Annotated in this window: 25 protein-coding genes; 19 read left to right on the forward strand and 6 right to left on the reverse strand. The window is 64.7% G+C overall.

Translation table 11 applies throughout. The features are described from left to right. Nucleotides 1-194 precede the first annotated feature (194 nt). Both XW59_RS09425 and XW59_RS09430 read right to left on the reverse strand, forming a co-directional pair. The gene (locus tag XW59_RS09425) at nt 195-1,187 is read right to left on the reverse strand and encodes an aldose epimerase family protein (protein ID WP_047144700.1); all 993 of its coding nucleotides are present in this window, start codon (nt 1,185-1,187) and stop codon (nt 195-197) included. After that, complete coding sequence (locus tag XW59_RS09430) at nt 1,184-2,173, reverse strand: 2-dehydro-3-deoxygalactonokinase (RefSeq protein ID WP_047144701.1); 990 nt, start codon at nt 2,171-2,173, stop codon at nt 1,184-1,186. The genes XW59_RS09425 and XW59_RS09430 overlap by 4 nt, the downstream gene beginning before the upstream one ends. A gap of 103 nt (nt 2,174-2,276) precedes the next feature. On the opposite strand from XW59_RS09430, the gene XW59_RS09435 reads away from it, so the two are divergent. From XW59_RS09435 to XW59_RS09485, 11 genes are all read left to right on the forward strand, one after another. Then, the gene (locus tag XW59_RS09435; RefSeq protein ID WP_047144702.1) at nt 2,277-3,203 is read left to right on the forward strand and encodes a dihydrodipicolinate synthase family protein; all 927 of its coding nucleotides are present in this window, start codon (nt 2,277-2,279) and stop codon (nt 3,201-3,203) included. Beyond that, nucleotides 3,200-4,369, forward strand: a complete 1,170-nt coding sequence (locus XW59_RS09440; protein ID WP_047144703.1) for a mandelate racemase/muconate lactonizing enzyme family protein — start codon at nt 3,200-3,202, stop codon at nt 4,367-4,369. The genes XW59_RS09435 and XW59_RS09440 overlap by 4 nt, the downstream gene beginning before the upstream one ends. Nucleotides 4,370-4,445: 76 nt before the next feature. Further along, on the forward strand, nt 4,446-5,681 hold the full coding sequence (locus XW59_RS09445; protein ID WP_246666052.1) for a sugar ABC transporter substrate-binding protein: 1,236 nt from the start codon (nt 4,446-4,448) through the stop codon (nt 5,679-5,681). Between the two features lie 103 nt (nt 5,682-5,784). Continuing rightward, a complete protein-coding gene (locus XW59_RS09450) occupies nt 5,785-6,693 on the forward strand; it encodes a sugar ABC transporter permease (RefSeq protein WP_047144704.1) in 909 nt (302 codons plus the stop codon). A gap of 11 nt (nt 6,694-6,704) precedes the next feature. Further along, nucleotides 6,705-7,535 (forward strand): carbohydrate ABC transporter permease, encoded by an 831-nt coding sequence (locus tag XW59_RS09455; RefSeq protein ID WP_047144705.1) that lies wholly within the window; start codon nt 6,705-6,707, stop codon nt 7,533-7,535. 3 nt (nt 7,536-7,538) lie between these two features. Further along, entirely contained in the window at nt 7,539-8,657 is a 1,119-nt protein-coding gene (locus XW59_RS09460) for an ABC transporter ATP-binding protein (protein ID WP_047144706.1), read from the forward strand. Nucleotide 8,658: 1 nt separating this feature from the next. Next, nucleotides 8,659-9,639 carry an NAD(P)-dependent oxidoreductase gene (locus tag XW59_RS09465; RefSeq protein ID WP_047144707.1) on the forward strand — a complete coding sequence of 327 codons (981 nt, stop codon included), beginning with the start codon at nt 8,659-8,661 and terminating at the stop codon, nt 9,637-9,639. Next, the gene (locus tag XW59_RS09470; protein WP_047144708.1) at nt 9,618-11,345 is read left to right on the forward strand and encodes an SMP-30/gluconolactonase/LRE family protein; all 1,728 of its coding nucleotides are present in this window, start codon (nt 9,618-9,620) and stop codon (nt 11,343-11,345) included. The genes XW59_RS09465 and XW59_RS09470 overlap by 22 nt, the downstream gene beginning before the upstream one ends. Continuing rightward, entirely contained in the window at nt 11,342-12,118 is a 777-nt protein-coding gene (locus tag XW59_RS09475) for an SDR family oxidoreductase (RefSeq protein ID WP_047144709.1), read from the forward strand. The genes XW59_RS09470 and XW59_RS09475 overlap by 4 nt, the downstream gene beginning before the upstream one ends. A 72-nt stretch (nt 12,119-12,190) precedes the next feature. After that, nucleotides 12,191-12,505 (forward strand): hypothetical protein, encoded by a 315-nt coding sequence (locus tag XW59_RS09480; RefSeq protein WP_047144959.1) that lies wholly within the window; start codon nt 12,191-12,193, stop codon nt 12,503-12,505. A gap of 161 nt (nt 12,506-12,666) precedes the next feature. Further along, nucleotides 12,667-13,074, forward strand: a complete 408-nt coding sequence (locus XW59_RS09485) for a response regulator (protein WP_047144710.1) — start codon at nt 12,667-12,669, stop codon at nt 13,072-13,074. Between the two features lie 95 nt (nt 13,075-13,169). On the opposite strand, the gene XW59_RS09490 is transcribed toward XW59_RS09485, so the two are convergent. After that, the gene (locus tag XW59_RS09490; protein ID WP_052958074.1) at nt 13,170-13,511 is read right to left on the reverse strand and encodes a hypothetical protein; all 342 of its coding nucleotides are present in this window, start codon (nt 13,509-13,511) and stop codon (nt 13,170-13,172) included. A gap of 252 nt (nt 13,512-13,763) precedes the next feature. On the opposite strand from XW59_RS09490, the gene XW59_RS09495 reads away from it, so the two are divergent. The 3 genes from XW59_RS09495 to XW59_RS09505 all read left to right on the forward strand — a co-directional run bounded on the left by XW59_RS09495 (nt 13,764) and on the right by XW59_RS09505 (nt 16,538). Next, complete coding sequence (locus tag XW59_RS09495) at nt 13,764-13,943, forward strand: hypothetical protein (protein ID WP_047144711.1); 180 nt, start codon at nt 13,764-13,766, stop codon at nt 13,941-13,943. A 707-nt stretch (nt 13,944-14,650) separates the two neighbouring features. Next, nucleotides 14,651-15,646 (forward strand): tRNA dihydrouridine(20/20a) synthase DusA, encoded by a 996-nt coding sequence (gene dusA, locus XW59_RS09500; protein ID WP_047144712.1) that lies wholly within the window; start codon nt 14,651-14,653, stop codon nt 15,644-15,646. 58 nt (nt 15,647-15,704) lie between these two features. Beyond that, on the forward strand, nt 15,705-16,538 hold the full coding sequence (locus XW59_RS09505; RefSeq protein ID WP_047144713.1) for a sulfite exporter TauE/SafE family protein: 834 nt from the start codon (nt 15,705-15,707) through the stop codon (nt 16,536-16,538). Between the two features lie 9 nt (nt 16,539-16,547). Here XW59_RS09505 and XW59_RS09510 read toward each other — a convergent pair whose 3' ends face one another. Both XW59_RS09510 and XW59_RS09515 read right to left on the reverse strand, forming a co-directional pair. After that, nucleotides 16,548-17,252: a TIGR02281 family clan AA aspartic protease gene (locus XW59_RS09510; RefSeq protein ID WP_047144714.1), complete on the reverse strand. Its 705-nt coding sequence runs from the start codon at nt 17,250-17,252 to the stop codon at nt 16,548-16,550. Then, the gene (locus XW59_RS09515) at nt 17,249-17,485 is read right to left on the reverse strand and encodes a DUF1289 domain-containing protein (RefSeq protein ID WP_047144961.1); all 237 of its coding nucleotides are present in this window, start codon (nt 17,483-17,485) and stop codon (nt 17,249-17,251) included. Before XW59_RS09515 ends, XW59_RS09510 begins: the two co-directional genes overlap by 4 nt. A 144-nt stretch (nt 17,486-17,629) precedes the next feature. On the opposite strand from XW59_RS09515, the gene XW59_RS09520 reads away from it, so the two are divergent. Next, nucleotides 17,630-18,619 (forward strand): nicotinate-nucleotide--dimethylbenzimidazole phosphoribosyltransferase, encoded by a 990-nt coding sequence (locus tag XW59_RS09520; RefSeq protein ID WP_047144715.1) that lies wholly within the window; start codon nt 17,630-17,632, stop codon nt 18,617-18,619. A gap of 3 nt (nt 18,620-18,622) precedes the next feature. Here the strand turns inward: XW59_RS09520 and XW59_RS09525 are convergent, their stop codons facing one another. Beyond that, complete coding sequence (locus XW59_RS09525) at nt 18,623-20,161, reverse strand: HAMP domain-containing sensor histidine kinase (RefSeq protein ID WP_047144716.1); 1,539 nt, start codon at nt 20,159-20,161, stop codon at nt 18,623-18,625. 75 nt (nt 20,162-20,236) lie between these two features. Between XW59_RS09525 and XW59_RS09530 the strand changes: the two genes are divergently transcribed. The 4 genes from XW59_RS09530 (at nt 20,237) to XW59_RS09545 (ending at nt 22,711) form a co-directional block, all read left to right on the forward strand. Further along, on the forward strand, nt 20,237-20,887 hold the full coding sequence (locus XW59_RS09530; protein WP_047144717.1) for a thermonuclease family protein: 651 nt from the start codon (nt 20,237-20,239) through the stop codon (nt 20,885-20,887). Beyond that, on the forward strand, nt 20,884-21,495 hold the full coding sequence (locus XW59_RS09535; protein ID WP_047144718.1) for a glutathione S-transferase: 612 nt from the start codon (nt 20,884-20,886) through the stop codon (nt 21,493-21,495). The genes XW59_RS09530 and XW59_RS09535 overlap by 4 nt, the downstream gene beginning before the upstream one ends. Continuing rightward, nucleotides 21,495-22,121 (forward strand): uracil-DNA glycosylase family protein, encoded by a 627-nt coding sequence (locus XW59_RS09540; RefSeq protein ID WP_047144719.1) that lies wholly within the window; start codon nt 21,495-21,497, stop codon nt 22,119-22,121. Before XW59_RS09535 ends, XW59_RS09540 begins: the two co-directional genes overlap by 1 nt. Before the next feature lie 98 nt (nt 22,122-22,219). Then, the gene (locus XW59_RS09545) at nt 22,220-22,711 is read left to right on the forward strand and encodes an Lrp/AsnC family transcriptional regulator (protein WP_047144720.1); all 492 of its coding nucleotides are present in this window, start codon (nt 22,220-22,222) and stop codon (nt 22,709-22,711) included. Nucleotides 22,712-22,817 lie beyond the last annotated feature (106 nt).

A 22,817-nucleotide genomic window follows, 5' to 3' on the forward strand; every position in this document is an offset into this window, starting at 1 on the left:
CGCGCCGCGATGCGTTTGCTGGCTGTTTCCGCTCATGCTCCCGACCTGTTCCCGAGTTTCCGCAGCCTCTTCGGGCCTTCCGGAGGAGCCTATCGCATTTTTCAGCCTGCTTCGATAGGTAACAGGCTGCCGATACGTAATGCGGGCGCCGTTGAACATTTCCGCCTCCCTTCTCCAGCCTCCTTCGGAAACTCTCATCGCGGATCGCCCTCGAAGCGGAATTCGGTGATCTGGCGGTAAATGCCTCCGGGTCGCAGAACCGTATCCGGAAAGCCTTCCGCGTTGGGCGCGTTCGAAAAACGGGTGGGCTCGAGGCAAAGGCCGGAGCGCGGGCCATAGCGGATGTCGTCGAGCCCGTTCACCGGCACCGAAATCTTGCCGCCGTCATAAAGGTGGAGGCCGGGTTCCGTGGTCCAGACCTCCATGCGGAGGTCGCCCGCCGAGGAGCCGAGCTCCGCCGCCAGCTTCATTCCTTCCCCGTCCGGCAGCAGATAGCTCGCATCGTATCGAGTGTCGGGATCGAGGTGGCGCGGCGCCATGAAGTCGAAGGGAGGAGAGGGCGGCATGTACCGCCCGGTCGGCAGTCCTTCCGAATCGACCTCCACCATCCGCTCGGCCGGGATGCGCAGGCGGTGCCCGTCGATCCGGCCTTCGCCGTCCAGGTTGAAATAGCTGTGATGCAGGAGATTGACGACGGTGGGACGATCCGTCCTCGCTTCCATCGTCACACGCAGACAGCGCGGCGCGAGCCGGTAACTGCAATCGGCGACGAGATTGCCCGGATATCCCTCCTCTCCGTCACGGGAAAGGAGGGTGAACCGGGCGAAATCCCCTCCGGCTTCCGCCAGGGTCCAGTTGCGCTTGCCGAAGCCGGCAAAGCCGCCGTGAACATGGTGTTTTCCGGCGGCGCTGAGCGAGAGCCGGTGGCGCACGCCGTCCAGGACGAAGGTGCCGCCGGCGATCCGGCCCGCATAACGGCCCGCGGTCGCTCCGAAATGAGGCGAGTGGGCGACGTAGTCGCCGAGGCGCTCGAAGCCGAGAACGAGCCGGCGGTCCGTGCCGTCGATCCGCAGTCGCAGATCGCGCAGCGCGGCTCCCCAGCCGATCACATGGGCGGAGAGGTTGCCGGCAGTCAGCGTCACGCCGGCCACGCGGGTTCCGTCGGGCAGGGTTCCGAACGGCTTCAAGCAGGCTCGACCCTGCGCGGCAGCCGGTCCGAGATCGCAAGGACGCCCTTCGTCGCGGCGTCGGCGGGACCTTCCTCCGCGCTCAGCCCGAAAAGGGGAGCGACACGGCGGTAGCGGTCGTTCAGGCCGTCATTGCCAACGATGCCGATCCTGTCGCCATGGGAGAACCAGCCGGCCGCCCGAGCCTGGCGGAACTCCGAGCCTATCACCAGCCCGGACACATAATCGGCAATCTCGGCCGGCGCCAATTTGCCGTCCAGAATGCCGGTTCGGGCGCTGAAGATGAGGGCCAGAAAAGCGTCGGAGGCGGGAGAGCCACCGGCTGCCAACTTCGCGCCGCGTTCGAATGCCGCCCAATCCACATCCGTTCCGGCCTGGGGAGCGGCTGTCCTGGCGATGAACGAATGCCTGGTCAGGAGCGCGAAGACCTCGCCCGTCACATAAGTCTGGAAGCGGTCGATCCTGCCATTCTCCATCCGCGCCCACTTGCTGTGGGTGCCGGGCAGAACGAGGGTCATGTCGCGCTCCAGCCCAAATCCGACGATCTGGGTTTCCTCGCCGCGCATGACGTCGGGAAACGGCTCGCCGGCCGGATTGCGCAGGCCCGCCAGGAACGTCAGCGTCGCGCCATTGCCGAGGGTGATGGAATGCGTGCCTCCCGCGAGCTCGTCCACTCCGGCCGGCGCGTCGACATAAGGCACCTCGATCCAGCCGTTGCGGCTCGTGATCATGCCGATCGCCAGCACCGGCAGGAGGCCGTGGGCCTCGAACCAGTCCCCCACCGCGTCCATCAGCGCGGCCTCGAAACGGCGGTCCTCGACGAACTGAATGCCGCCTTCGGTCTCGCGGGCCGCGACCGTCATTCCCGTGGCGGTGACCAGCGCGGCGCGCAGGGAGGTCGTTCCCCAGTCGACGATTATCGAAGCAGGTGTGTTTGCCAAGCTCTCCTCCCATGAGCCGCCGCCGGCGGCGATTTCCTCGATCATGATTTCGGGCTTGTCATAGCGTGCGCTTCACGATAGTGTCAATTCATGAAACTAGGTATCACATTGTGATACATACCGCTTGTAATGCCGCGAGGAGGAAAGAATGGAATTGACCGGTATCTTCCCGGTCCTGCCGACGCCGTTTGATGCTGCGGGGGGCGTGGACGTCGAGGCGATGCGCGAGATCGTGCGCTATGCGGTGCGCTCCGGCGTCGACGGCGTCGTTTTCCCCGGCTTCGCCAGCGAGGTCGAAACGCTCGACGCGGACGAGCGCGCGCGGCTCCTTTCCGTCGTGGTCGAGGAAAGCGGCGGGCGGATACCGGTGATCGCGGGGGCGAGCGCGGCCGATGTCGAAGAGATCGTCGCCCATGGCGAGCAGGCGCGGCGGCTCGGTATCATGCATATCATGGTGCAGCCGCCCCGGAGCATCGGCGCCGGTGCCGGCCCGGTGGGCGATTTTCTCGCCGGCGTGGCGGCGCGGCTGCCGGGCATGGAGATCATTCTCCAGAACGCGCCGGTCCCGCGCGGCTCCGACCTCTCTCCCGAGGCGATCATCGACATTCTCGAACGCGTCCCCGCCATAACCTACGTCAAGGAGGAGACGCTGCCGGCCGGGCCGGCGATCAGCCACATCCTGGCGCGCAGGCCCGCCAGCCTGAAGGGCGTGATCGGCGGCGGCGGCGCGCGATACATCCTCGACGAATACGCGCGCGGCGCCACGGCGGCGATGCCGGCGTTGGAAATCGCCGCGCGGCACGTTCGCCTGGACAGGGCGTTCCGCAACGGCGACCACGACCTGGCGCGCCGCATCTATGTCGAAACCTTGCCGCTGCTGGTTCTTCAAGCGGTCTATCGGATGCGGCTGACGAAGCATGCCCTGATGCGGCAGGGCGTGATCGAGCATGTCGGGGTGCGCGCGCCGACGCCCGAGCTGGACGCCAGCGCCATCGCCGATATCGACCGCAGCCTCGAGCAGGCGCTGTCGTCCGGCAGCGAACCCGCCGTTGGTGCCGTAGGGGTCCCCGCATGAGCGATCGCGTCAAGAGCGTCGAGGCCTTCACCCTGACGATCCCGCGCGAGACGCCCTATCTCGGCGCCGCCAGGCCGGGCGAGGAGCCCAACGCCAAGGGCTATCTGGTGCGCCAGGGCAACAAGACCGTCTATCCGGTTTTCGACCGGAGCATCCTCGTTCGCGTCGAGACGGCGAAGGGCGTCGTGGGTTGGGGGGAAACATATGGCATCGTCGCCCCGGGCGCGGTGCTGGCGCTGATCGGCGACCTGCTGGCCGACTTCGTGATCGGCCGCGATCCGCTCGACCCGGCGGTGATCCACGACGACCTCTACGATCTGATGAGGGTGCGCGGCTACACCGGAGGCTTCTATCTCGACGCGCTGGCCGCCATCGACATAGCGCTCTGGGATATCGCCGCGCGCATCGCGAAGCTCCCGCTGGTCAAGATGCTCGGCGGGCAAAGGGTGTCGAAGTTGCCGGCCTATGTATCGGGATTGCCAGAGAAGACGGGCAAGGCTCGCGCCGAGCTCGCCGTCCGCTGGCGCGACCAGGGCTTCGACAGTTTCAAGTTCGCCGCCCCGGTCGCCGACGACGGCGTCGCGGTGGAGATCGAGCTTCTGCGCAAACGGCTGGGCGCGGCGGCGCGGATTGCCTGCGACATGCACTGGAACCAGACCGCGCATGAGGCGATCGCCCTCATCGAGGAAATGGAGCCGCACGGTCTCTGGTTCGCGGAAGCACCGGTGCGCACGGAAGACATGGCCGGCCTCGCCCGCGTCGCGTCCGGCGTTTCGACCGCCATCGCGGTCGGCGAGGAATGGCGCACCGTTCATGACATGCAGTTGCGCGTGGAACGCGCCGGCATAGCGATCGTGCAGCCGGAGATGGGGCACAAGGGCATCACCGAATTCATGCGCATCGGCCAGCTCGCCCATGTGCACAATCTTCAGATCATTCCGCACGCGACCATCGGTGCCGGCATTTTCCTGGCGGCCAGCCTGCACGCGAGCTCGGCGCTGGCGAACGTCGTTTGCCACGAGTTCCAGCATTCGATCTTCGAACCGAACCGCCGCCTGCTGCGCGGCGACATGGATTGCAGGGAAGGAAGCTATCGGCTGCCGGCGGGGCCGGGCCTCGGTGTCGAGCCCTCGGAGGAGGCGCTGTCGCTTCTCGAACGGCACTGAGGATCGCAAGCAGAAACCAACCAAACAAGTGGAGGAGAACATGAAGATGTCCGTAAGGAAGCATTTGGGAGCGGCGATGCTGGCCGCGCTCTGCACGACGAGCTTCATCGCCCCGTCATTCGCGGAAACCCTCAAATTCGTCTCGTGGCAAAAGGACGAAAAGGGCTATGGCGACTGGTGGGGCGAGGTAATCAAGGCGTTCGAAGCCAAACATCCCGGCGTCACCGTGGAATGGACGAAGGTCGAGCGCAACGCCTATGCCGACACGATGACAACGCTCTTCGCGGGAGGCCAGCCGCCGCAGATCGTGCATCTTGCCTCGTTCGAGTTCCAGGCCTTCGCCGAAAACGGCTGGCTCGAGAACCTCGACCCCTGGATCGAGAAATCCGGCATCGACATGACCGGATGGGCCGGACAGGAGACGTGCAGGTGGAACGACGAGACCGCCTGCATCATGATGCTCTATTTCGGCTTCGTGATGGGCTACAACCAGGAAATCCTGGATGCCGAGGGGCTCACCGTGCCCACGAACTGGGAAGAATTCCTCGACGTGGCGCGCAAGACCACCAAGGACCTGAACGGCGACGGCATCATCGACCAGTTCGGCACCGGCCACGAGACACGAGGCGGCGGCGGCCAGTATCTCACGGAGATGCTGAACTACATTCTCGACGCCGGCGGAAGCTGGACCGACGCGGAAGGCAACGTGACCATCGATACGCCGGAAATGGTCGAGGGCCTGACGCGCTGGAAGACGGTCATTTCCGAAAACCTGTCGCCGCGCGACATGACCGCCGGCGACGTCCGCAAGCTGTTCGCCGACGGCAAGATCGCCCTCAAGCTGGAAGGGCCCTGGCTTTATCCGATCATGGAGCAGGGGGCGGCTTTCGAAAAGCTGAAACTGACCAAGCCGCCGTTTACCCCGCCGAACGGCGGTTCCTCGAACGTGCTCGCGATGGCCAGCGAGATTCCCGACGAGCAGAAGGAGCTCGTCTGGGATTTCATCGCCACCGCGATGTCGCCGGAGTTCCAGTCGAGATACGCCACGGTCGCCAATTCGACGCCGCCGAGCGCGACCGCGGACATCAGCGGCGCGGAAGAGGCGGTGCCGCATTTCGATCTGCTGGTCGAGACGCAGAAGGCGGCGGCCGCGGCCAAGGTCGACCGCATCCCGGCGGGGCTGGAAATCAACTTCAACGAGTTCGCCAAGATGGTCATGGAGGAAGCGCAGCGCATGATCATCGAGGATCTCGATCCGGCAGCCGTCGCCGCGACGATGCAGGAAAAGGCGGAAGCCATCCAGTCCTACTAAGCCGGCGGGCCCGGCGCGGCCGGGCCCGGCCTCTTTTCAATCGCGGGAGCGCACGTCGAGCGACGGGCGCTCCCGTCACACCCCATGAGCCGGAGGTTGATCCGTGCCGAGAATTCCGTCACTCGATCTGGCGCGCCCGAGCAGGCAGCACTGGCTGGGTTACATCCTGCTCGTGCCGGCGGTGCTGCTGGTCGCGCTGATCATCGTCTACCCGTTGATCGTGTCGCTCGACCTGTCGTTCCAGCAGGTCAAGCTGGCGCGGCTCGATGCGCCCCGAAAAGCCTTTACCCTCGCCAATTACGAGCGCCTGTTCTCGTCGCGCGATTTCTGGATGGCATGCTGGGTCACGCTGAAGCTGACGGTGATCGTGACATCCGCCTGCCTCGTCATGGGGCTCGGGACCGCGCTGCTCGTCAACAACCGGTTCAAGGGGCGCAATCTCGCCCGTCTGGCAGTGGCGCTGCCCTGGGCTGTACCGGAGGTGATCGCGACCGTCATTTTCGCATGGATCTTCGACAGTTCCTTCGGCCTCATGAACTGGCTTTTCATCAGGCTCGGCCTGGCGAACGGCATGATCAATTGGTTCTCCGATCCGACCGCGGCGTTCTGGGTCGTCGCGATCACGATGATCTGGAAGGGCTATCCCTTCGTCTCGATCATGGCGCTCGCCGGGCTGCAGTCGATACCGAGCGATTTCTACAGCGCCGCCAAGGTCGACGGGGCGAACGCATTCCAGCGGTTCCGCTACATCACCCTTCCATCCCTGATGCCGGTGCTCGGCGTGACGCTGGTCCTGGTGGTGCTGTGGGTCTTCCGCGATTTCTCGATCGTCAAGGTGCTGACCGACGGCGGGCCGCTGAAGGCGACGCAGACGCTGTCCATCATGACCTACAACGAAGCGTTCGGCTTCTTCAATTTCGGCTACGCATCGGCGATCGGCATCGTGACGCTCATCATCTGCGTCGCCACCAGCCTGCTCATGCTGGGTCGTGAAACCAAGTCGATGTACTAGGGAGGCGGCTAATGAAACGAACCCGGCTGCAGAGCCTCATTCTTTACGGCGTCGTCGTCCTGACCTGCGCATTCCTGCTTTTTCCGGTCTACTGGTTGATCGTCACCGCGCTTTCGACGAGCGCGGAGCTGAGCCGGCTTCCGCCGAGCTTTTGGCCGGAAGCGCCGCAGTGGGGTACCTTCGCCAAGGTCTTCGCCGAGCGCCCGATCCCGCTCTGGCTGCTCAATTCGACCCTGGCCGCGCTGGGATCGGTGTCGCTGTCCATGGTGGTCTCGGTGCTGGCGGGCTACAGCCTGTCGCGCTTCTCGGTGCGCGGCGGCCATTCGCTCGGCCTGTTCATCCTCACGGCGAAGATGCTGCCGGCGACACTGCTGGTCATTCCGCTTTTCGGGATATTCCGGCAGGTCGGCCTCATCGGCAGCCTCTGGTCGCTGGTGATCGCCCATGCGACCTTGATCATCCCGTTCACCACCTGGATGCTGAAAGGCTATTTCGACACCATTCCGCGCGAGCTCGAACAGTCCGCCATGGTGGACGGCTGCTCGCCGCTTTCCGCGATGGTCCGGGTGATCCTGCCGATCTCCACTCCCGGGCTCGCGGCGACGGCGCTCTACGCCTTCGTCCTTTCTTGGTCGGACTACGCCTATGCGCGAACCTTCCTCACCAACCAGCAGGGAAGCTGGACGGCGAATCTCGGAATAACCACCATGAAGGGCGAATACGTCACCGATTGGAACGAGGTTTCCGCCGCGGCGATCTTCATCGCCGTGCCGATCATCGTGATCTACCTTTTCCTGGAACGCTACCTCGTCGGCGGTCTCACCGCAGGGGCGGAGAAATAAGCCATGGCCAACATCAGCATTCAGAACGTCTACAAGAACTACGGCAGCTTGAACGTACTCAAGGAGTTCTCGCTCGAGATCGAGGACGGGGAGTTCGTGGTGCTCGTCGGCCCCTCCGGCTGCGGGAAGTCGACGATGCTCAAGATCCTCGCCGGCCTCGAGCCCGCCTCGGGCGGCAGGATCTTCATCGGCGGCCGCGAGATGACCGATCTCGCGCCGGGCGACCGCGACATCGCGATGGTCTTTCAGAACTACGCGCTCTATCCGCATCTGACGGTGGCCGAAAACATCGGCTTCGGGCTGAAGATGCGCAAGGTGGCGAAGAAGGAGATCGCCACGCGGATCAAGGATGCCGCCAAGATACTGGCGATCGAGAACCTGCTGCAGCGGCGCCCCAAGGAGCTGTCGGGCGGGCAGCGACAACGCGTGGCCCTCGGCCGCGCGATCGTTCGCGAGCCGCAGGCCTTCCTGATGGACGAGCCGCTGTCGAACCTCGACGCCAAGCTGCGGGTGCACATGCGCGCCGAAATCAGCGCGCTGCACCAGCGGCTCGGCGTGACGACGATCTATGTCACGCACGACCAGATCGAGGCGATGACCATGGCCGATCGCGTGGTGATCATGAAGGACGGCGTCATCCAGCAGATCGCCGATCCCGACACCCTGTTCCGCAAGCCGGCGAACCTGTTCGTCGCCGGCTTCATGGGATCGCCGGGGATGAATTTCGTTTCCGCCCGGCAAGTCGACGGCAAGGCGGAGGTGGAGCTACTCGGCCAGGCGGTGCCGGTCGATGCCGATCCGGGCAAGCTCTCCGGCGCGGCGAGTTCGAAAGGTCTGATCGCCGGCATCAGGCCCGAATACATCAAGCTCGGCGACGGCCCGTTGCGGTTCGAGGTGAAGCCGACGCTGGTCGAAAGCCTGGGCTCCGAACAATATGTCTATTTCAGCGCCGACGAGCATGCGGTTCCGGCGGAGTTTCGAGCCGACGACGAAAACAGGAAGGGCCTCATCGCGCGGGTCCAGAACGCCGCGCATCTCGGCGTCGGCGAAGCGGTGACGCTCTCCCTCGATCCCGCCCGAATCCATCTCTTCGACGCGGCAAGCGGAAAGGCGCTGAACTGACATGACGATTCTGGTTACGGGTTCGGCGGGCCGCATCGGTTCGGCCGTCGTCAAGGCGCTTCTGGCTCGGGGAGAGACGGTTCGAGGGTTCGACCTACGCGAAAGCGGCCTGGCGCATCCCTCCTATTCCGAGGTCGTCGGCGCGTTCGACGACCGCGCGAAATGCGAGATCGCCACGGCGGGCGCAGGCGCGGTTCTTCACCTCGGCGCGTTCATGTCCTGGCGGGCGGAGGATCGCGACCGGCTTTTCGCGGCCAATGTCGAGGGAACCAGACGCATCCTCGAGGCGGCTGCGTCGGCTGGAACGAGGCGATTGGTTTTCGCTTCGTCGGGGGAGGTCTATCCGGAGAACGTTCCCGACTATCTTCCGGTCGACGAGGAACACCCTTTCCGGCCCAACTCCGCCTATGGCCTCACCAAGCTGCTCGGCGAGGAACTCGTTCGCTTCCACGAAAGGACGGGAAGCATGGAGACCGTCATCCTCCGCTTCTCGCATACGCAGGATGCCGAGGAGCTGCTCGATCCGGACAGTTTCTTTTCAGGCCCGCGCTTCTTCCTTCGTCCGCGCATCCGCCAGCAGGAGGCCTTCGGCAATCGAGCGGTCGCGGACGTGCTGCGCGCGGCCGATCCCGGTCGCGAGGCCCACATCCTCGCCCGCAACGAGAACGGCCGCCCGTTCAAGATGCATGTCACCGACACGCGCGACATGGTTCAGGGCATATTGCTGGCCCTCGACCATCCCGATGCCGCCGGCCAGGCCTTCAATCTCGGCGCGACCGAACCGGTTGATTTCGAAGCGCTTCTGCGTGACATGGGAGAAATCACCGGATTGCCCGTGGTGACGGTCGATCTGCCGGGTGCGGGCGTATGGTACCATACGTCGAACCAAAAAATACGGGCTGCGCTGGGGTTCAATCCAGAATGGACGATAGACCGGATGCTGAAGGACGCCGCGGCGGCATGGCGCAGACGGACGGCATGAACGAGCGCGAGGAACCCGGCGTCCCCGCCGGAACCGCGGCGCTCACCAAGGGCCTCAACCTGCTGGACCTCATCGCCGACGCGGAAAAGCCCCTGCGCTTCGCCGACCTGATGCGCGCCTCGGGCATGCCCAAGCCGACTTTCTCGCGAATCCTGCGCACGCTCATCGCGTTTCGCCTGGTCCGGCATGACCAGAAGAACGGTACCTACATGCTGGGCCACCGGTTCATCGAGCTGTCGCACCGCGTCTGGGACACGTTCGATCTTTCGTCCGCGGCGCTTCCGGAACTCGAACGCCTTTCCGCGGAGCTCGGCGAAACCGTCGCGCTCTGCAGGCTGGATGGCGAGCAGGCGCTCTACATGGAAGAAAGATCCGGCGACGGGTTGGGCGTGCGCGTCGACCAGGGCAGGCGGGTTCCGCTTCACTGCACAGCCGCCGGCAAGGCGTTGCTTGCCGCCATGGAACCGTCGGCCCTGCGCGCGCTGACCGGCAAGCTGGTTCTCGACAGGCATACGCCCAGCAGCATCACCGATCTCCCGCAACTCATGGCGGAGGTGACCCTGACCCGCGCGCGAGGCTATGCCGTGTCCTATGAAGAGCACCTCAAAGGCGTCAATTCCGTCGCGGCGGCGCTTCCGGGCCGTGACGGCGGACCGATGGGCGCGATCGTGGCGCTCGCCCCATCGTCGCGCCTGGACAAGGAACGCATTCACCCGGTCGGACGCGAACTGATGGCGGCCGCCCGCCGGATCACGGGATCGGCGGGCACCGTCGCGATCAGTTCCGGTCCCCGACCGCGCTCGCAACTGAGGACGACCCGGCGGGTGGATGTCGATTGCGTGCTTCCCTGGGGCGCGCAGCTCGGTGAATCTCCCGTATGGGTCGCGGAAGAGAAGCGGCTCTACTGGGTCGATATTCTCGAGCCGGCCGTGCATCGGTTCGATCCCGCGAGCGGCCGCAACGAGACGCGCAGCACGAACAAGCTGGTCAGCGCCATCCTGCCCGCCGAGGGCGGCCGGATGTTCGTGGCGTCGCAGGACGGAATCGAGAAGTTCGATTTCGCTCTCGGGACATTCGACCCTTACGTCAATCCCGAAGCGGAACTGTCGGAGAACAGGCTGAACGATGCCAAGGTCGACCGTCACGGCGCCATCTGGGTCGGCTCGATGCGCCTCGATGCGAGCCGTCCCGGCGGCAGCCTCTACCGCATCGCCGGCGAGACCTCGGTGCGGCAGATGGAAAGCGGAATAACCGTCTCCAACGGGATGGGATGGAGCCCCGACGGCTCGACCTTCTATTTCGTCGATACGGTGCCGGGAACCATCCTGGCCTATGCGGTCGACGGGCATGGCGGCATATCGGATCGCCGGGTGTTCGCCCAGATACCGGAAGCGAGCGGCCGCCCGGACGGCCTGGCGGTCGATGCGGACGGAGGCGTCTGGTGCGCCATATGGGATGGCTGGCGCGTGGATCGCTATACGCCGGACGGCAAACTCGACTTCTCGATCGAGATGCCGGTGCCGCGGCCGACGAGCGTCGCATTCGGCGGCGACGATCTCGCGACGCTCTACGTCACGAGCGCCAGGACGCGGTTGCCGGCCTCGGCGCTGGCGGAGGCTCCGCTGTCGGGCGGCCTTTTCGCCTGTCTCACCGGGCACAAGGGCATCGCCGACAATCTGTTCAAGGCCGCGGGCAAGTCGTCATGAGCGTGCGGCCCTTCGCCGACAAGCTCTTTTCGCTCGCGGGAAAGCGCGCGCTCGTCACCGGGTCGTCGCGCGGCATAGGTGCCGCGCTGGCCGAAGGTCTTTCGGCCTTCGGCGCGCAGGTCGTCGTCCACGGCGCGAAGGAAAACTCCACTCGGGCAACCCGCGAGGCGATCGAGAAGGCCGGCGGCACCTGCTTTTCCGTTTCCGGCGACCTTTCGCTGGCCCATGCCGGCGAAAAGCTGATCGAGGAGGCAGAAAGGCTCGCCGGCGGCATCGACATTCTCGTCATCAACGCTTCCATGCAGATCAACGGCGAGATCGGGGACATCGACGACGAGAGCTTCGACGGGCATGTCGCGGTCAATCTGCGTTCGACGCTCGACATGCTCCAGGCCTGTCTTCCGGGCATGGCCGAGCGCGGCTGGGGGCGTGTCGTCAATGTCGGCTCGATCAACCAGATCCGTCCCAAGCCGGTGGTGACGATGTATGCCGCGACGAAGGCCGCGCAACACAATCTGATCCAGAGCCTCGCCCGCCAATACGCACCGCGCGGCGTGCTTCTCAACACGCTCGCGCCGGGGCTGGTCGACACCGACCGCAATGCCGATCGGCGCGACGGCGATCCGGAGGCCTGGGCGGCCTATGTTCGCGGGTTGAACTGGATGGGCCGCGCAGGGACCGTGGACGAGATGGTCGGGGCGGCGGTTTTCCTCTCGTCGAACGCCTGCAGCTTCATGACCGGCGAAACGATCGTCATGACCGGCGGATATTGACCGCCGACGACCGGCCGATGGAACAACCGGGGCATAAATCGCTTCTGTCATCCCATGCGGGAGAAACAGAAAATGGCCGATGACAGCGTAAAGACGATTTATGGAACCTTCGCGACCCGGGCGGCGGCCGATCGCGCGGTCGAGCACCTTGTTCAGGAACACAAGATCAACCGGGCCGACATCTTCGTGCAGGCGGAAGACGCCATGAACACCGCCGGCACGGCACCGTCCGGCGGAGATGCTTCCCGCGAAGGGGCCGGAGGCTCCGAACTCGGCGCGGCTCTTCGCGGGAAGATTCAGGTGTCGGCGGACGTCGGCCGCGATGAAATCGCGGTTGCCAAGCAAGCGTTCCGCGACGCCGGCGCGTCGGACGTACGGGCACGTTGATCTGAACGACGCCCGAGGTCGCCGCATTCCAACCACCCGCATCTCCCGGTCGCGCGCCGACCCGGATGGCGGCGGTTTTTGGGGCAGCCGCCGGAACATCTGCATCAGGTCAATGTTCTGCGGGGCAGGGGAGAAGCGGGGAATGCCGGCACGAGTCGTCAATGAAACAGAACCAGCGAACGTTCCAGAGGCTGGCCGGAAAGCTCGACGGGCGACGGATTCTGCTCGTCGAGGACGACCATCTGCTCACGAACGAAACCGAGAAGGAGCTTGCCCGGCTGGGAACCATCATCATCGGCCCGTTTTCCGACGTCGACCTGGCACTCGACCGCATCTCGGAAATTCCCGCGCCGGACGCCGCGATACTCGACCTTTCCCTCTCCGCGGCGCGCGCATTTCCCCTCGCCGACGAATTGATGAAACGGCGAATACCCTTCGTGTTCGCAACAAAACAGAATCTCGGACGCTTCCCGGATCGCTATCCCGGCTTCATTCTCTGCCGCCGTCCGCCGCTGATGGAGGAGATCGTGAACGCGCTCTTCGGCGGAGGAAGCACGGCGTGGCACTGAAACGAGCAGGCGTGGCCGCTCGCGCGCCGAGCTTGGAGGAAAATACCTTTGCCCAGCCCTAACGCTTCACGCGCATCGTCAATTCCGACGAGGCGCTAGCAATCCTCGGCTTTCGCTGCCGCGGTCCGGTCACCCTCCTGCTGGGCTTCCGTGTCCTGCTGCGACGTTGCCAGGTTCTTGTCGCCGCCGCCTTCCTGCTCGGTCAGCGGCATGTTGGAGCCGTCTTTCTGCGCCTGGTCGGGTTGACCGGACTTGTCCGTATCCCGAGGCTGAGCCTCCAGCGGAGCTTTCGATCCGTCCTTGGCGACGGGAGGCGTCTTCTGCTCCTGGCCGATCGAAGCGGAGGAGCTTGGGTCGACGCAGTCGTCGGCAAGCCCGATACCGCCCGAGAAAGCAAGCAGTGCCGCCGCAGCGGTCGTTCGTATGAAAATTTGCATAGCCGGATCCTCCTTCTGACATCCAGACAGCCCGAACTTCGCGGGGCCCGCAATGTTCCCCGGCTCGTTTTGCCTCGGATATCGTGGAGACCGTCGAGCCGGCCATTCGTCGGGCTCGTGCGCCGGGTAAGGAGCGGTCTTCCGCCCGTGCGACGGGTGAAAGGGACTGGCGGCTTCGAGCCCGTGGAGAGGAACATAGGCTGCCGACATGGGTTGATGTGTATGATCCTGCAACCTCATGGGAATGCGGCCATGCCCTACAAGAGACACGACATCGATCGCCTGGCGCAGAAGCAGACAGACGACTATCTGCGCCGTTCTTCGCTCACCTATCTCGAATGCTGCATCAGTCTCATGCTGACACATATATCGGCGGAGCAGACGGCGCGGATATTGGAGACGGAAGCCAGGATGATCCGCGAACTCGGCTGACGCCGCGAACATTGGAGCTTTCACCGTTTCCATTCAGGTCGGGATTGTCGCTCGGCTGCGGGCCCGGCGCAGGCCGTCGAACCGCAGGGTCTTGGTTGTATGCGTATCGCATAGTATAGGTTCACCGCGCTCCTTGGAGCTTCACGGTATCGCCTAGATTAACCGTCGGCCGGGCGCGGGAATGTCCCGGTCGCGTAACTGCTTTGCGTCGAAGCTGAACGCGAGGAACCGAAGGAAAACTCCGCGGCGGGTGCTGTAGGCCCAAACGCGGAAACGGAAGCGAATTCGGCCGTAGAGCGCGCTGCAATGCAACATGTTGAGAATGCAAAAAAAGCGATGGAATATCAAGCGTATAGGGTTGCCATTGCGCCGATGATGGACTGGACGGTAATTGTACATTAGATAATAAAAACAGATGCTTACATCTTATTTGGGGTGGCTATGTACCAAAAATGCACCAAAAGATGCGGCGTTTATCGAAGGCGCAATCTACCTCTTGTCACTCTATCCCTCTAAGCTGCTCTAGGATAATTTTCCTATTTGGTACATCGCTGGTCGCGGGGGTGTACCTCCAAAAATGTACCAAAAATGTACCAACTGAGTGGTGCGAAAATCTCACCACTTGGGTAGCTACCGAAAAAAAGCCAAGTATTTCAATATATAATAGTGTCTAGTCTTCTGTTGATTGGACCAACATAGAGATCTAAGTGACTGAAAATAAAGATAAATTATCCGTCGCACCTATGATGGACTGGACGGACCGGCATTGCAGGTTCTTCCATCGTCGGCTCACGCGCCGCGCGCTGCTCTACACCGAAATGGTGGTCGCCGACGCGGCGATCCATGGCGACCGCGGGCGCCTGCTCGGCTTCGACGATTGCGAGCATCCGGTGGCGCTGCAGCTCGGCGGTTCCGATCCCGAAAAGCTCGCAGAGGCGGCGCGGATCGGCGCGGATTTCGGCTATGACGAGATCAACCTCAATGTCGGCTGCCCGTCCGACCGCGTGCAGTCGGGTACGTTCGGCGCCTGCCTGATGAAGACGCCCGGCCTCGTCGCGGATTGCGTTGCCGCGATGAAGGGCGTCGTTTCGGTGCCGGTCACGGTCAAGTGCCGGATCGGCGTCGACGACCAGGACAGCGAAATCGCGCTCGACGAGCTTGCCGACCGGGTCTTCGCGGCCGGGGCCGACGCGCTGTGGGTGCATGCGCGCAAGGCGTGGCTCCAGGGGCTGAGCCCCAAGGAAAACCGTGACATTCCTCCGCTCGACTATCCGCGCGTCTACCGCCTGAAGCAGAGACTGCCCGAACGCTTCGTCGGCATAAACGGCGGCATCCTGACCCTGGAGGAGGCGCGCGCGCATCTGGGCAACGGCGTCGACGGCGTGATGCTCGGCCGCGCCGCCTATCAGAATCCCGGCATCCTCGCCGGCGTCGACGGGCTCTACCCCGGCGAAGCCGGCGGGCCGGTGGATTTCGCGGAGCTGATCGACGCGATGGCGGAGTACGCCGCGCGCCACATCGCGCGGGGCGGGCGGCTTGCGCATGTCACACGGCACATGACCGGCCTGTTCCACGGCCTGCCGGGCGCGCGGCGCTACCGGCAGATACTTTCGACGGAAGCCGTGAAGCCCGGCGCGGACGAGAAGATCCTGCTGCAAGCCTTCGCCGAAGTGCACCTGGACGAAACGGCAAGGGCCGCCTGACCCGATTTACTTTACCTCCCAGACCGTTTAGCCACCTTTCCATCTCGGGGGAATTCTTATGGTGGGACTCGATCTTCCCTGGGGCGAGCTCGCGAGTTTCGCGTTCGCCATCGCGGGGGCCGGCGTCGTCGCCGGCCTGCTCGCCGGCATATTCGGCATCGGCGGCGGTGCGGTGCTGGTTCCCGTCTTCTACCAGGTGCTGGGCTTGCTGGGCGTCGACGAAAGCGTGCGCATGCACCTTTCCGTCGGATCGTCGCTGGCGATCATCATCCCGACCTCAATCCGCTCCTTCACCGCCCACAAGGCGCGGGGCGCGGTGGACATGGAGCTTCTGAAGAGCTTTTTGATCCCCGTGCCGGCCGGCGTGGTGCTCGCCTCGCTGACGGCGGCCTATATTTCCAGCGAGAGCCTGCGCATCATCTTCGCCGTGACCACGCTGGCGGTGGCCTTCCGGCTGCTTTTCAACCGCGAATCCTGGCGCATCGGCGAGAAAATACCGGGCAATCCGGCGCGGGGGATCGTCGGCCTGCTGATCGGCTATTTCTCCACCCTGATGGGCATCGGCGGCGGCGTCATGAACAACACCTTCATGACGCTCTACGGGCGCTCGATGCACCAGGCGGTCGGCACGTCGTCCGGCGTCGGCGTCCTGATCGCGATTCCGGGAACCATCGGCTATATCTGGGCCGGCTGGGGCAATCCGCTGCTGCCGATCGCCTCGACGGGCTTCATCAACTGGATCGCGGTGGCGCTCATCATCCCGATCGCGCTGATCGTCACGCCCTACGGGGTGCGCATCGCGCATGCGCTGAAGAAGCGACAGATGGAGGTCGCCTTCGGCCTGTTCTGCGTCTTCGTTTCGGCGCGCTTCTTCTGGAGCCTGATCGGCTGAGGACGACGCTCAGTCGCGCAGGATCAGCCTTTCGCCGCGCATGTCGAAGCCGGAAAGCGTGTTGATGAAATTCATGCCGAGAAGGCTCTGGCCGAGCCGTCCGCCCTCGGCCACCAGCACCGGCATGTTGGTCCGCGTGATGTCGCCGATGCGGAAATCGTCGATGGTGATGCGCGCGGCGCGCGCTTCGCCGTTCGCGGTCATGATCGGAACGTTGTAGGCGAGCGTGTCGGGATCGAAGCCGGCGCTGCGGGCGTCCTGCGCCGAAAGCACCGTGCTCGTCGCGCCGGTGTCGACCATGACGCGCACCGGCGCGCCGTTGATCTCGGCGCGCACCTGGAAATGGCCGTCCGACATGCGCTCGAGCATGACCGAGGCGCGGCCGTCGCCGTCGATCGTGGAAAGCGGGCTGCCGGGCACAAGACCGGCGGTCATGCGGCTGGCGATGTCCTGAAGCTCGTAACGGTACTGATAGCCGGTGACCAGCGCCAGGATGATCAGGAGCCAGACGGCGAGGCTGCGCGCGACATGGCCGAAGCGCATGCCCGAGCCCAATATCCCGGCGGCGATGACCGCGCCGAATACGCCGAGATAGAGCATCCGGCCGAACTGGTCGGTGCCGAAACCGAACACGCTGCCGCTTTCGTCATTGGCGACGAGCAGGATGAGGCCGATGCCGATGATAGCGAGAATGACCCAAAGAAACCGGTTCATCCGACGTTCTCGCCCCTTTCGCGCGCCATGCGGGCCCGGCGCGTCTCGCGCCTGGGCTTCCGCTCGATCGTCTCCAATCGCGCCGGCAGAAGTTCCATGACGGCGCGGCGCTCCTGCGGCGAATAGGTCAGCCACGCGCCGATCTCGTCGCGGGTGCGCCCGCAGCCGAAGCAGTAGCCGGTCGCCATGTCCATGGAGCAGACCAGTATGCAGGGAGATTCGATGGCCGTCATTCGGTTGCCTCTTGCCGCTATTTCCAGATGGGACAGGTCGGCGATCAATGCAAGCCCGACAATATCGCACAGGCCCGCCGGCATTGTGCTTGCCTTTGCGAAGGGCTATGCCGCGCACGAAGCAAAAATGCCATCGGACGAAAAATGACCAGCGGACTGCCCTTCGACGATTTTCGCGATCTCCTCAAAAACCTGCCGGGACCGGACAAGGCCGCCTCGGCGCGCGCCGCCGAACGCAATGCGCGACTTTCCGCGCAAGGCGTCGAGCTCGGCCGCATCGCCGGCATATCGGAATGGCTGGCCGCCTGGAGCGGACGCGCGCCTCAAGTGGCGCGCCCGCTGGTGGCGTTGTTCGCCGGCACGCACGAGGTCGCAAGGCACGGCGTGTCGCCCCGGCAAATTTCGGACACGCAATCCCTCGTCGAGTTCTGCGCGGCGGGCGGCGCGGCGATCAACCAGCTCTGCGCGGCCAACGATCTCGGCCTGAAGGTGTTCGACCTCGCGCTGCATCTGCCGGTCGCCGACATCACCCGGGAGGCGGCGCTGGACGAGCGCGGCTGCGCGGCGACCATGGCCTACGGCATGGAGGCGATCGCCGGCGGCGCCGACCTGATTTGCGCCGGCAGCATCGGCGTGGGCGGCTCGACGGTGGCGGCCGCGCTGATGCACGGCCTCTTCGGCGGCGAGGCGCGCGAATGGGTCGGTCCCGGTTCCGGCGCGGAGGAGGCGATGATGACGCGCAAGGCGGAAATCGTGGCGCGCGCGGTCGCGCTCCATTCGGCTCATCTAAAGGACCCGCTGGAAGCACTGCGCCGGCTCGGCGGGCGCGAATTCGCGGCGATCGCCGGTGCGATCCTCGCCGCGCGCATGCAGAAGATACCGGTGATTCTCGACGGCTATACGGGCCTCGCGGCGGCCGCCGTACTCCACCAGGCCGACGAAACGGCCATCGAACACTGCCTGCTCGGCCATGTCTCGACGGAACCGGGCATGCGCAAGGCCGCGGAAATACTCGGTCTGAAGCCGCTGCTCGATTTCTCGCTGGGCGACGGGGAGGGGGTGGGCGCGGCACTCGCCGCCGGCCTGGTGAAGAACGCCGCGGCCGTCCACTCCGGCATGACGATCAGGACATAGCCGTCAACTCGCGAGGCGCCGTCCGACCGCGGGTTCGAATCTCTCGCGGGCAGGAACCGCCGGCAGTTCCTCCATCACCCGGGAGGCAGGGAAGACCGCAATCGCCTCGGTGCCTTCGCGGAGCTTCGAGCGAAGCTGGAACTCGCCGCCGTGCAGCGCGACCAGGCCCTGCACGATGGGCAGGCCGAGGCCGGTGCCCTGTTCGGCGCTCTTGATGGCGATCGAGCCCTGGCCAAAGGCCGCGAGCACGACCGGGATCTCGTCCTCGGGAATTCCGGGGCCGTTGTCCTTGACCGAGACATACTGGCCACCGCCCATCGTCCAGCCGACGCGCACCCGCACCTCGCCGCCGCTCGGCGCGAACTTGACCGCGTTGGAGAGCAGGTTGAGCGTCACCTGCCGCAGCGAGCGCTCGTCGGCGAAAAGCCGCGGCAGGCCCTGCTCGAACTGATGGCTTATGCGGATGTCCTTGTTGCGCGCCTTCATCTCCATGAGATGGCAGCAATCCTCGACCACGCCGGCGAGCCTCACCGGCTCCTCGTTAGGCTGGTAGCGGCCCGCCTCGATGCGTGAAAGGTCGAGTATCTCGTTGATCAGATGGAGGAGGTGCTTGCCCGAGCCGTGAATGTCGTTGGCGTAGTCGCGATAGGTCTCGTTCTGGATCGGGCCGAGCACTTCCGTCGCCATCACCTCGGAGAAGCCGAGAATGGCGTTGAGCGGCGTCCGCAATTCGTGGCTCATCGTGGCGAGGAAGCGCGACTTCGCCAGGTTGGCTTCCTCGGCGCGGCGGCGCGCCTCGTCCGACATCGACTTGGCGGTCTCGAGCTCGGCGATCAGCCCGTCCTTCTCGGAACGGAACGACAGGAGCATCACGGTCGAGTTGTTGAGGTGGCTCGCCACATAGCTGAAGAAGGGGAGCGAGGCGATCAGCAGGCCGACCATGATCGATTCCGAGGGCATCCAGAAGCGCGCGGAAGCGAAGGTGAAGACGGCGACGGGCAGCGCGAAGGTGACGACGAGCGCACCGCGCAGCGCCGACGCGATCAGCGCCGTGGCGGCGATTGCGAGCAGCAGGATGACCGCCTTGATGACGGGGAACTGGTCGACCCGGCATTCGGCACATTGGATGAAGGCGAAATAGGCCCAGCCGATGCCGCTGGCAAAATGGCCGAGCAAAAAGGCGCGGTGGACGCGCGGCGTATCGATCTCGGAGACGTCGGTGCGGTCGGCCTGCCGCGCCACCAGCGCGAGGCCGGTATAGCCGGCGACCATGACCAGCGCCCAGAACAGGATCTGCGTGCCCATCCCGGCGAAGAGGCCGGCGGCGGCGATCAGCATGACGAGCAGCGGCATCGCCGTCGACGTGTTGATCATCGCGCGGGCGTGAAGTTTCAGGAGTTCGCGGTCGTAATCGGGATTGCCGCCGGTCTGCGAAAGGCGGTCGCGCATGCGGCGCACGGTGCGCGCGACGTCGGTGTTGCGGTGCGCCCTGGTGCGGTCCACAATGATCTTGTCGGCGAAAGCCGAGCGTTGTAACGCCATTCGTCCGCTCAATTCGCGCGCGCGATAAACTGGCATCTCAATTTAGTGGCGAATGATTAAGAGACCCTTCCACGAATGAGGACGTATCGCCCGCGACGTGCCGCGCGGAACCGCCGCAGTTCGAGGCCGCGCAGCCGCTTGCGCAAGGTGCTCGACATTGCGCTGACCGTCGTGCTTCTTGGTGCCGTCGCCCTGGTCGCGGCCCGGTTTCAGGACGATGCGACACAGACGCTGGGCGGCAATGCCATCGTCAACGACGGCGACACGATCACGCTCGGCGAACAGAAGATCAGGCTACGCGGCATCGACGCGCCGGAATTCACCCAGCAATGCACGCGAAACGGAGCGGCCTATGACTGTGGGCGGGAAGCGCGCAACGCGTTGCGGCGGATGGTGGCCGGCGGGCGGGTGTCCTGCGAAGGCTGGGAAAACGACAAGTACGACCGGCTTCTCGCCGTCTGCCATGCGGGCGGCGTCAACCTGAACAAGACGATGGTCGAGCGCGGCTGGGCCGTTTCCTATGGCGACTTCTATTCGGAGGAGGACGTCGCGCGGCGGGCGGGAGAGGGGATGTGGGCCGGTTCCTTCGATCGGCCGCAATATTGGCGGCGCGTCCATGGCGGCCTGGCGGAGACCGGGCATGGCGGCGGTGGTCTTTCCGGCTTCTTCAATTGGCTGCTAGAGTTGTTTTCCTCAATGAACGGACAACAGGGAGAGAGCGGATGAGGATTTTCGACGGCGGGCGCGCGCCCAACCCGAGGCGGGTGAGGGTGTTTCTTGCCGAAAAGGGCATAGAGGTGCCGCTGGTGCCGGTCGACATGGGAGCGATGGGGCACAGGTCGGACGAGGTGAGGGAGCGCAACCCGCTGCAGCGCCTTCCGGTGCTCGAACTCGACGACGGCACGGTGATCACCGAGTCGGTAGCGATCTGCCGCTATTTCGAGGAGTTGCATCCGACACCGCCGCTGTTCGGCACCGGAGCGGTCGGTCGCGCCAAGGTGGAGATGTGGCAGCGCCGGATGGAGCTCAACCTTCTGACCGCGGTGGCGCAGGCCTTCCGCCACATCCATCCGGCGATGAAGGAATGGGAGGTGCCGCAGATCCCCGAATGGGGCGAGGCCAACAAGCCGAAGGCGGTCGAGTTCCTCCAACTTCTCGACGACGAACTCGCAGGGCGCGCATTCGTCGCGGGCGACGACTATTCAATCGCCGACATCACGGGGCTGATTGCGATCGACTTCATGAAGCCGGCACGCATCGAGGTGCCGGCGGAACTCGGGAACGTCCATCGCTGGTATGGCGAGGTCTCTTCCCGCCCCAGCGCAAAGGCCTGATGGACAAGGAACTGTCGGAACTGCTGGCGACCATTCGGGAATGCCGCATCTGCAGGGATGCGGCATCGCGCAGGCCGCTGCCGCACGAGCCGCGGCCGGTGGTGGTGGCTTCCTCCGGCGCGAGGGTGCTCATCGCGGGGCAGGCGCCGGGGACGAGGGTGCATGCCACCGGCCTGCCCTTCAACGACCGTTCGGGCGACCGGCTGCGCGACTGGATGGAGGTCTCGCGCGACGAATTCTACGACCCGGGCAATTTCGCGATCGTGCCGATGGGCTTCTGCTTTCCCGGACAGGACGCCAAGGGCGGCGACCTGCCGCCGCGGCGCGAATGCGCGGGTGCGTGGCGCGCGCCGCTGATCGATCTCATGCCCCGGATCGAGCTGGTGCTCGCCGTCGGATCCTATGCGCAGCAATGGCATCTCGGGAAAGAGCGGCGGGCGAGCCTGACCGAGACCGTCGCCGACTGGCACGCCATCCTCATGCGCAATTCCGCTCCGCGCGTTCTGCCCTTGCCGCACCCGTCCTGGCGCAACACGGGATGGCTCAAAAAGAATCCCTGGTTCGAACGGGAATTGCTTCCGGTCTTGAGAAACGAAATCCGAATGCGGCTCGGCCGCCTTTCGTAGGGCTTGCGGCTCCGCTTGTGCTTTTGAATGAGAAAAATTTTCTTGTAAAGGCATTTGGTTCTAATCATCATGGCATGAAATTCTAATGGAGTGCCAAGATGGATCGCCTCGACCGCAAAATCCTCCGCCTGCTTCAGGAGGATGCGACGCTCGCCGTCGCCGACATCGCCAAGAAGGTGGGGCTTTCCACGACGCCTTGCTGGCGGCGCATCCAGAAGCTGGAGGAAGAGGGTGTCATCCAGCGCCGGGTGGCCGTGCTCGACCCGGTGAAGATCAACACGCGCGTCAACGTGTTCGTCTCGATCCGCACCAATTCGCACAGCCACGAATGGCTGCGGCGCTTCTCGGAGGTCATCCAGGAATTCCCGGAAGTGGTGGAGTTCTACCGGATGAGCGGCGAGGTGGACTATCTGCTGCGTGTCGTCGTGCCGGACATCGCCGCCTACGACGCCTTCTACAAGCGGCTGATCGCCAGGATCGAGATACGCGACGTCTCCTCCGCCTTCGCCATGGAGCAGATCAAGAACACGACGCAGCTTCCGCTCGACTATCTGGTGCTCGACAAGGAAAGCGGTGAACGCGCCGCCTGAGGTCGCCGGCGCGCCTGCTCCGGTGGCCTTCGGGCCTGACTGCAGAACCTGTCGAACAACCGGGCATGCCGGCCAGATGGTGCTGGTCAGTTGGATCAGGCGAGAC

Origin of the sequence: Aquamicrobium sp. LC103, from assembly GCF_001014615.2 — a bacterium.
Lineage (GTDB): Bacteria > Pseudomonadota > Alphaproteobacteria > Rhizobiales > Rhizobiaceae > LBCQ02.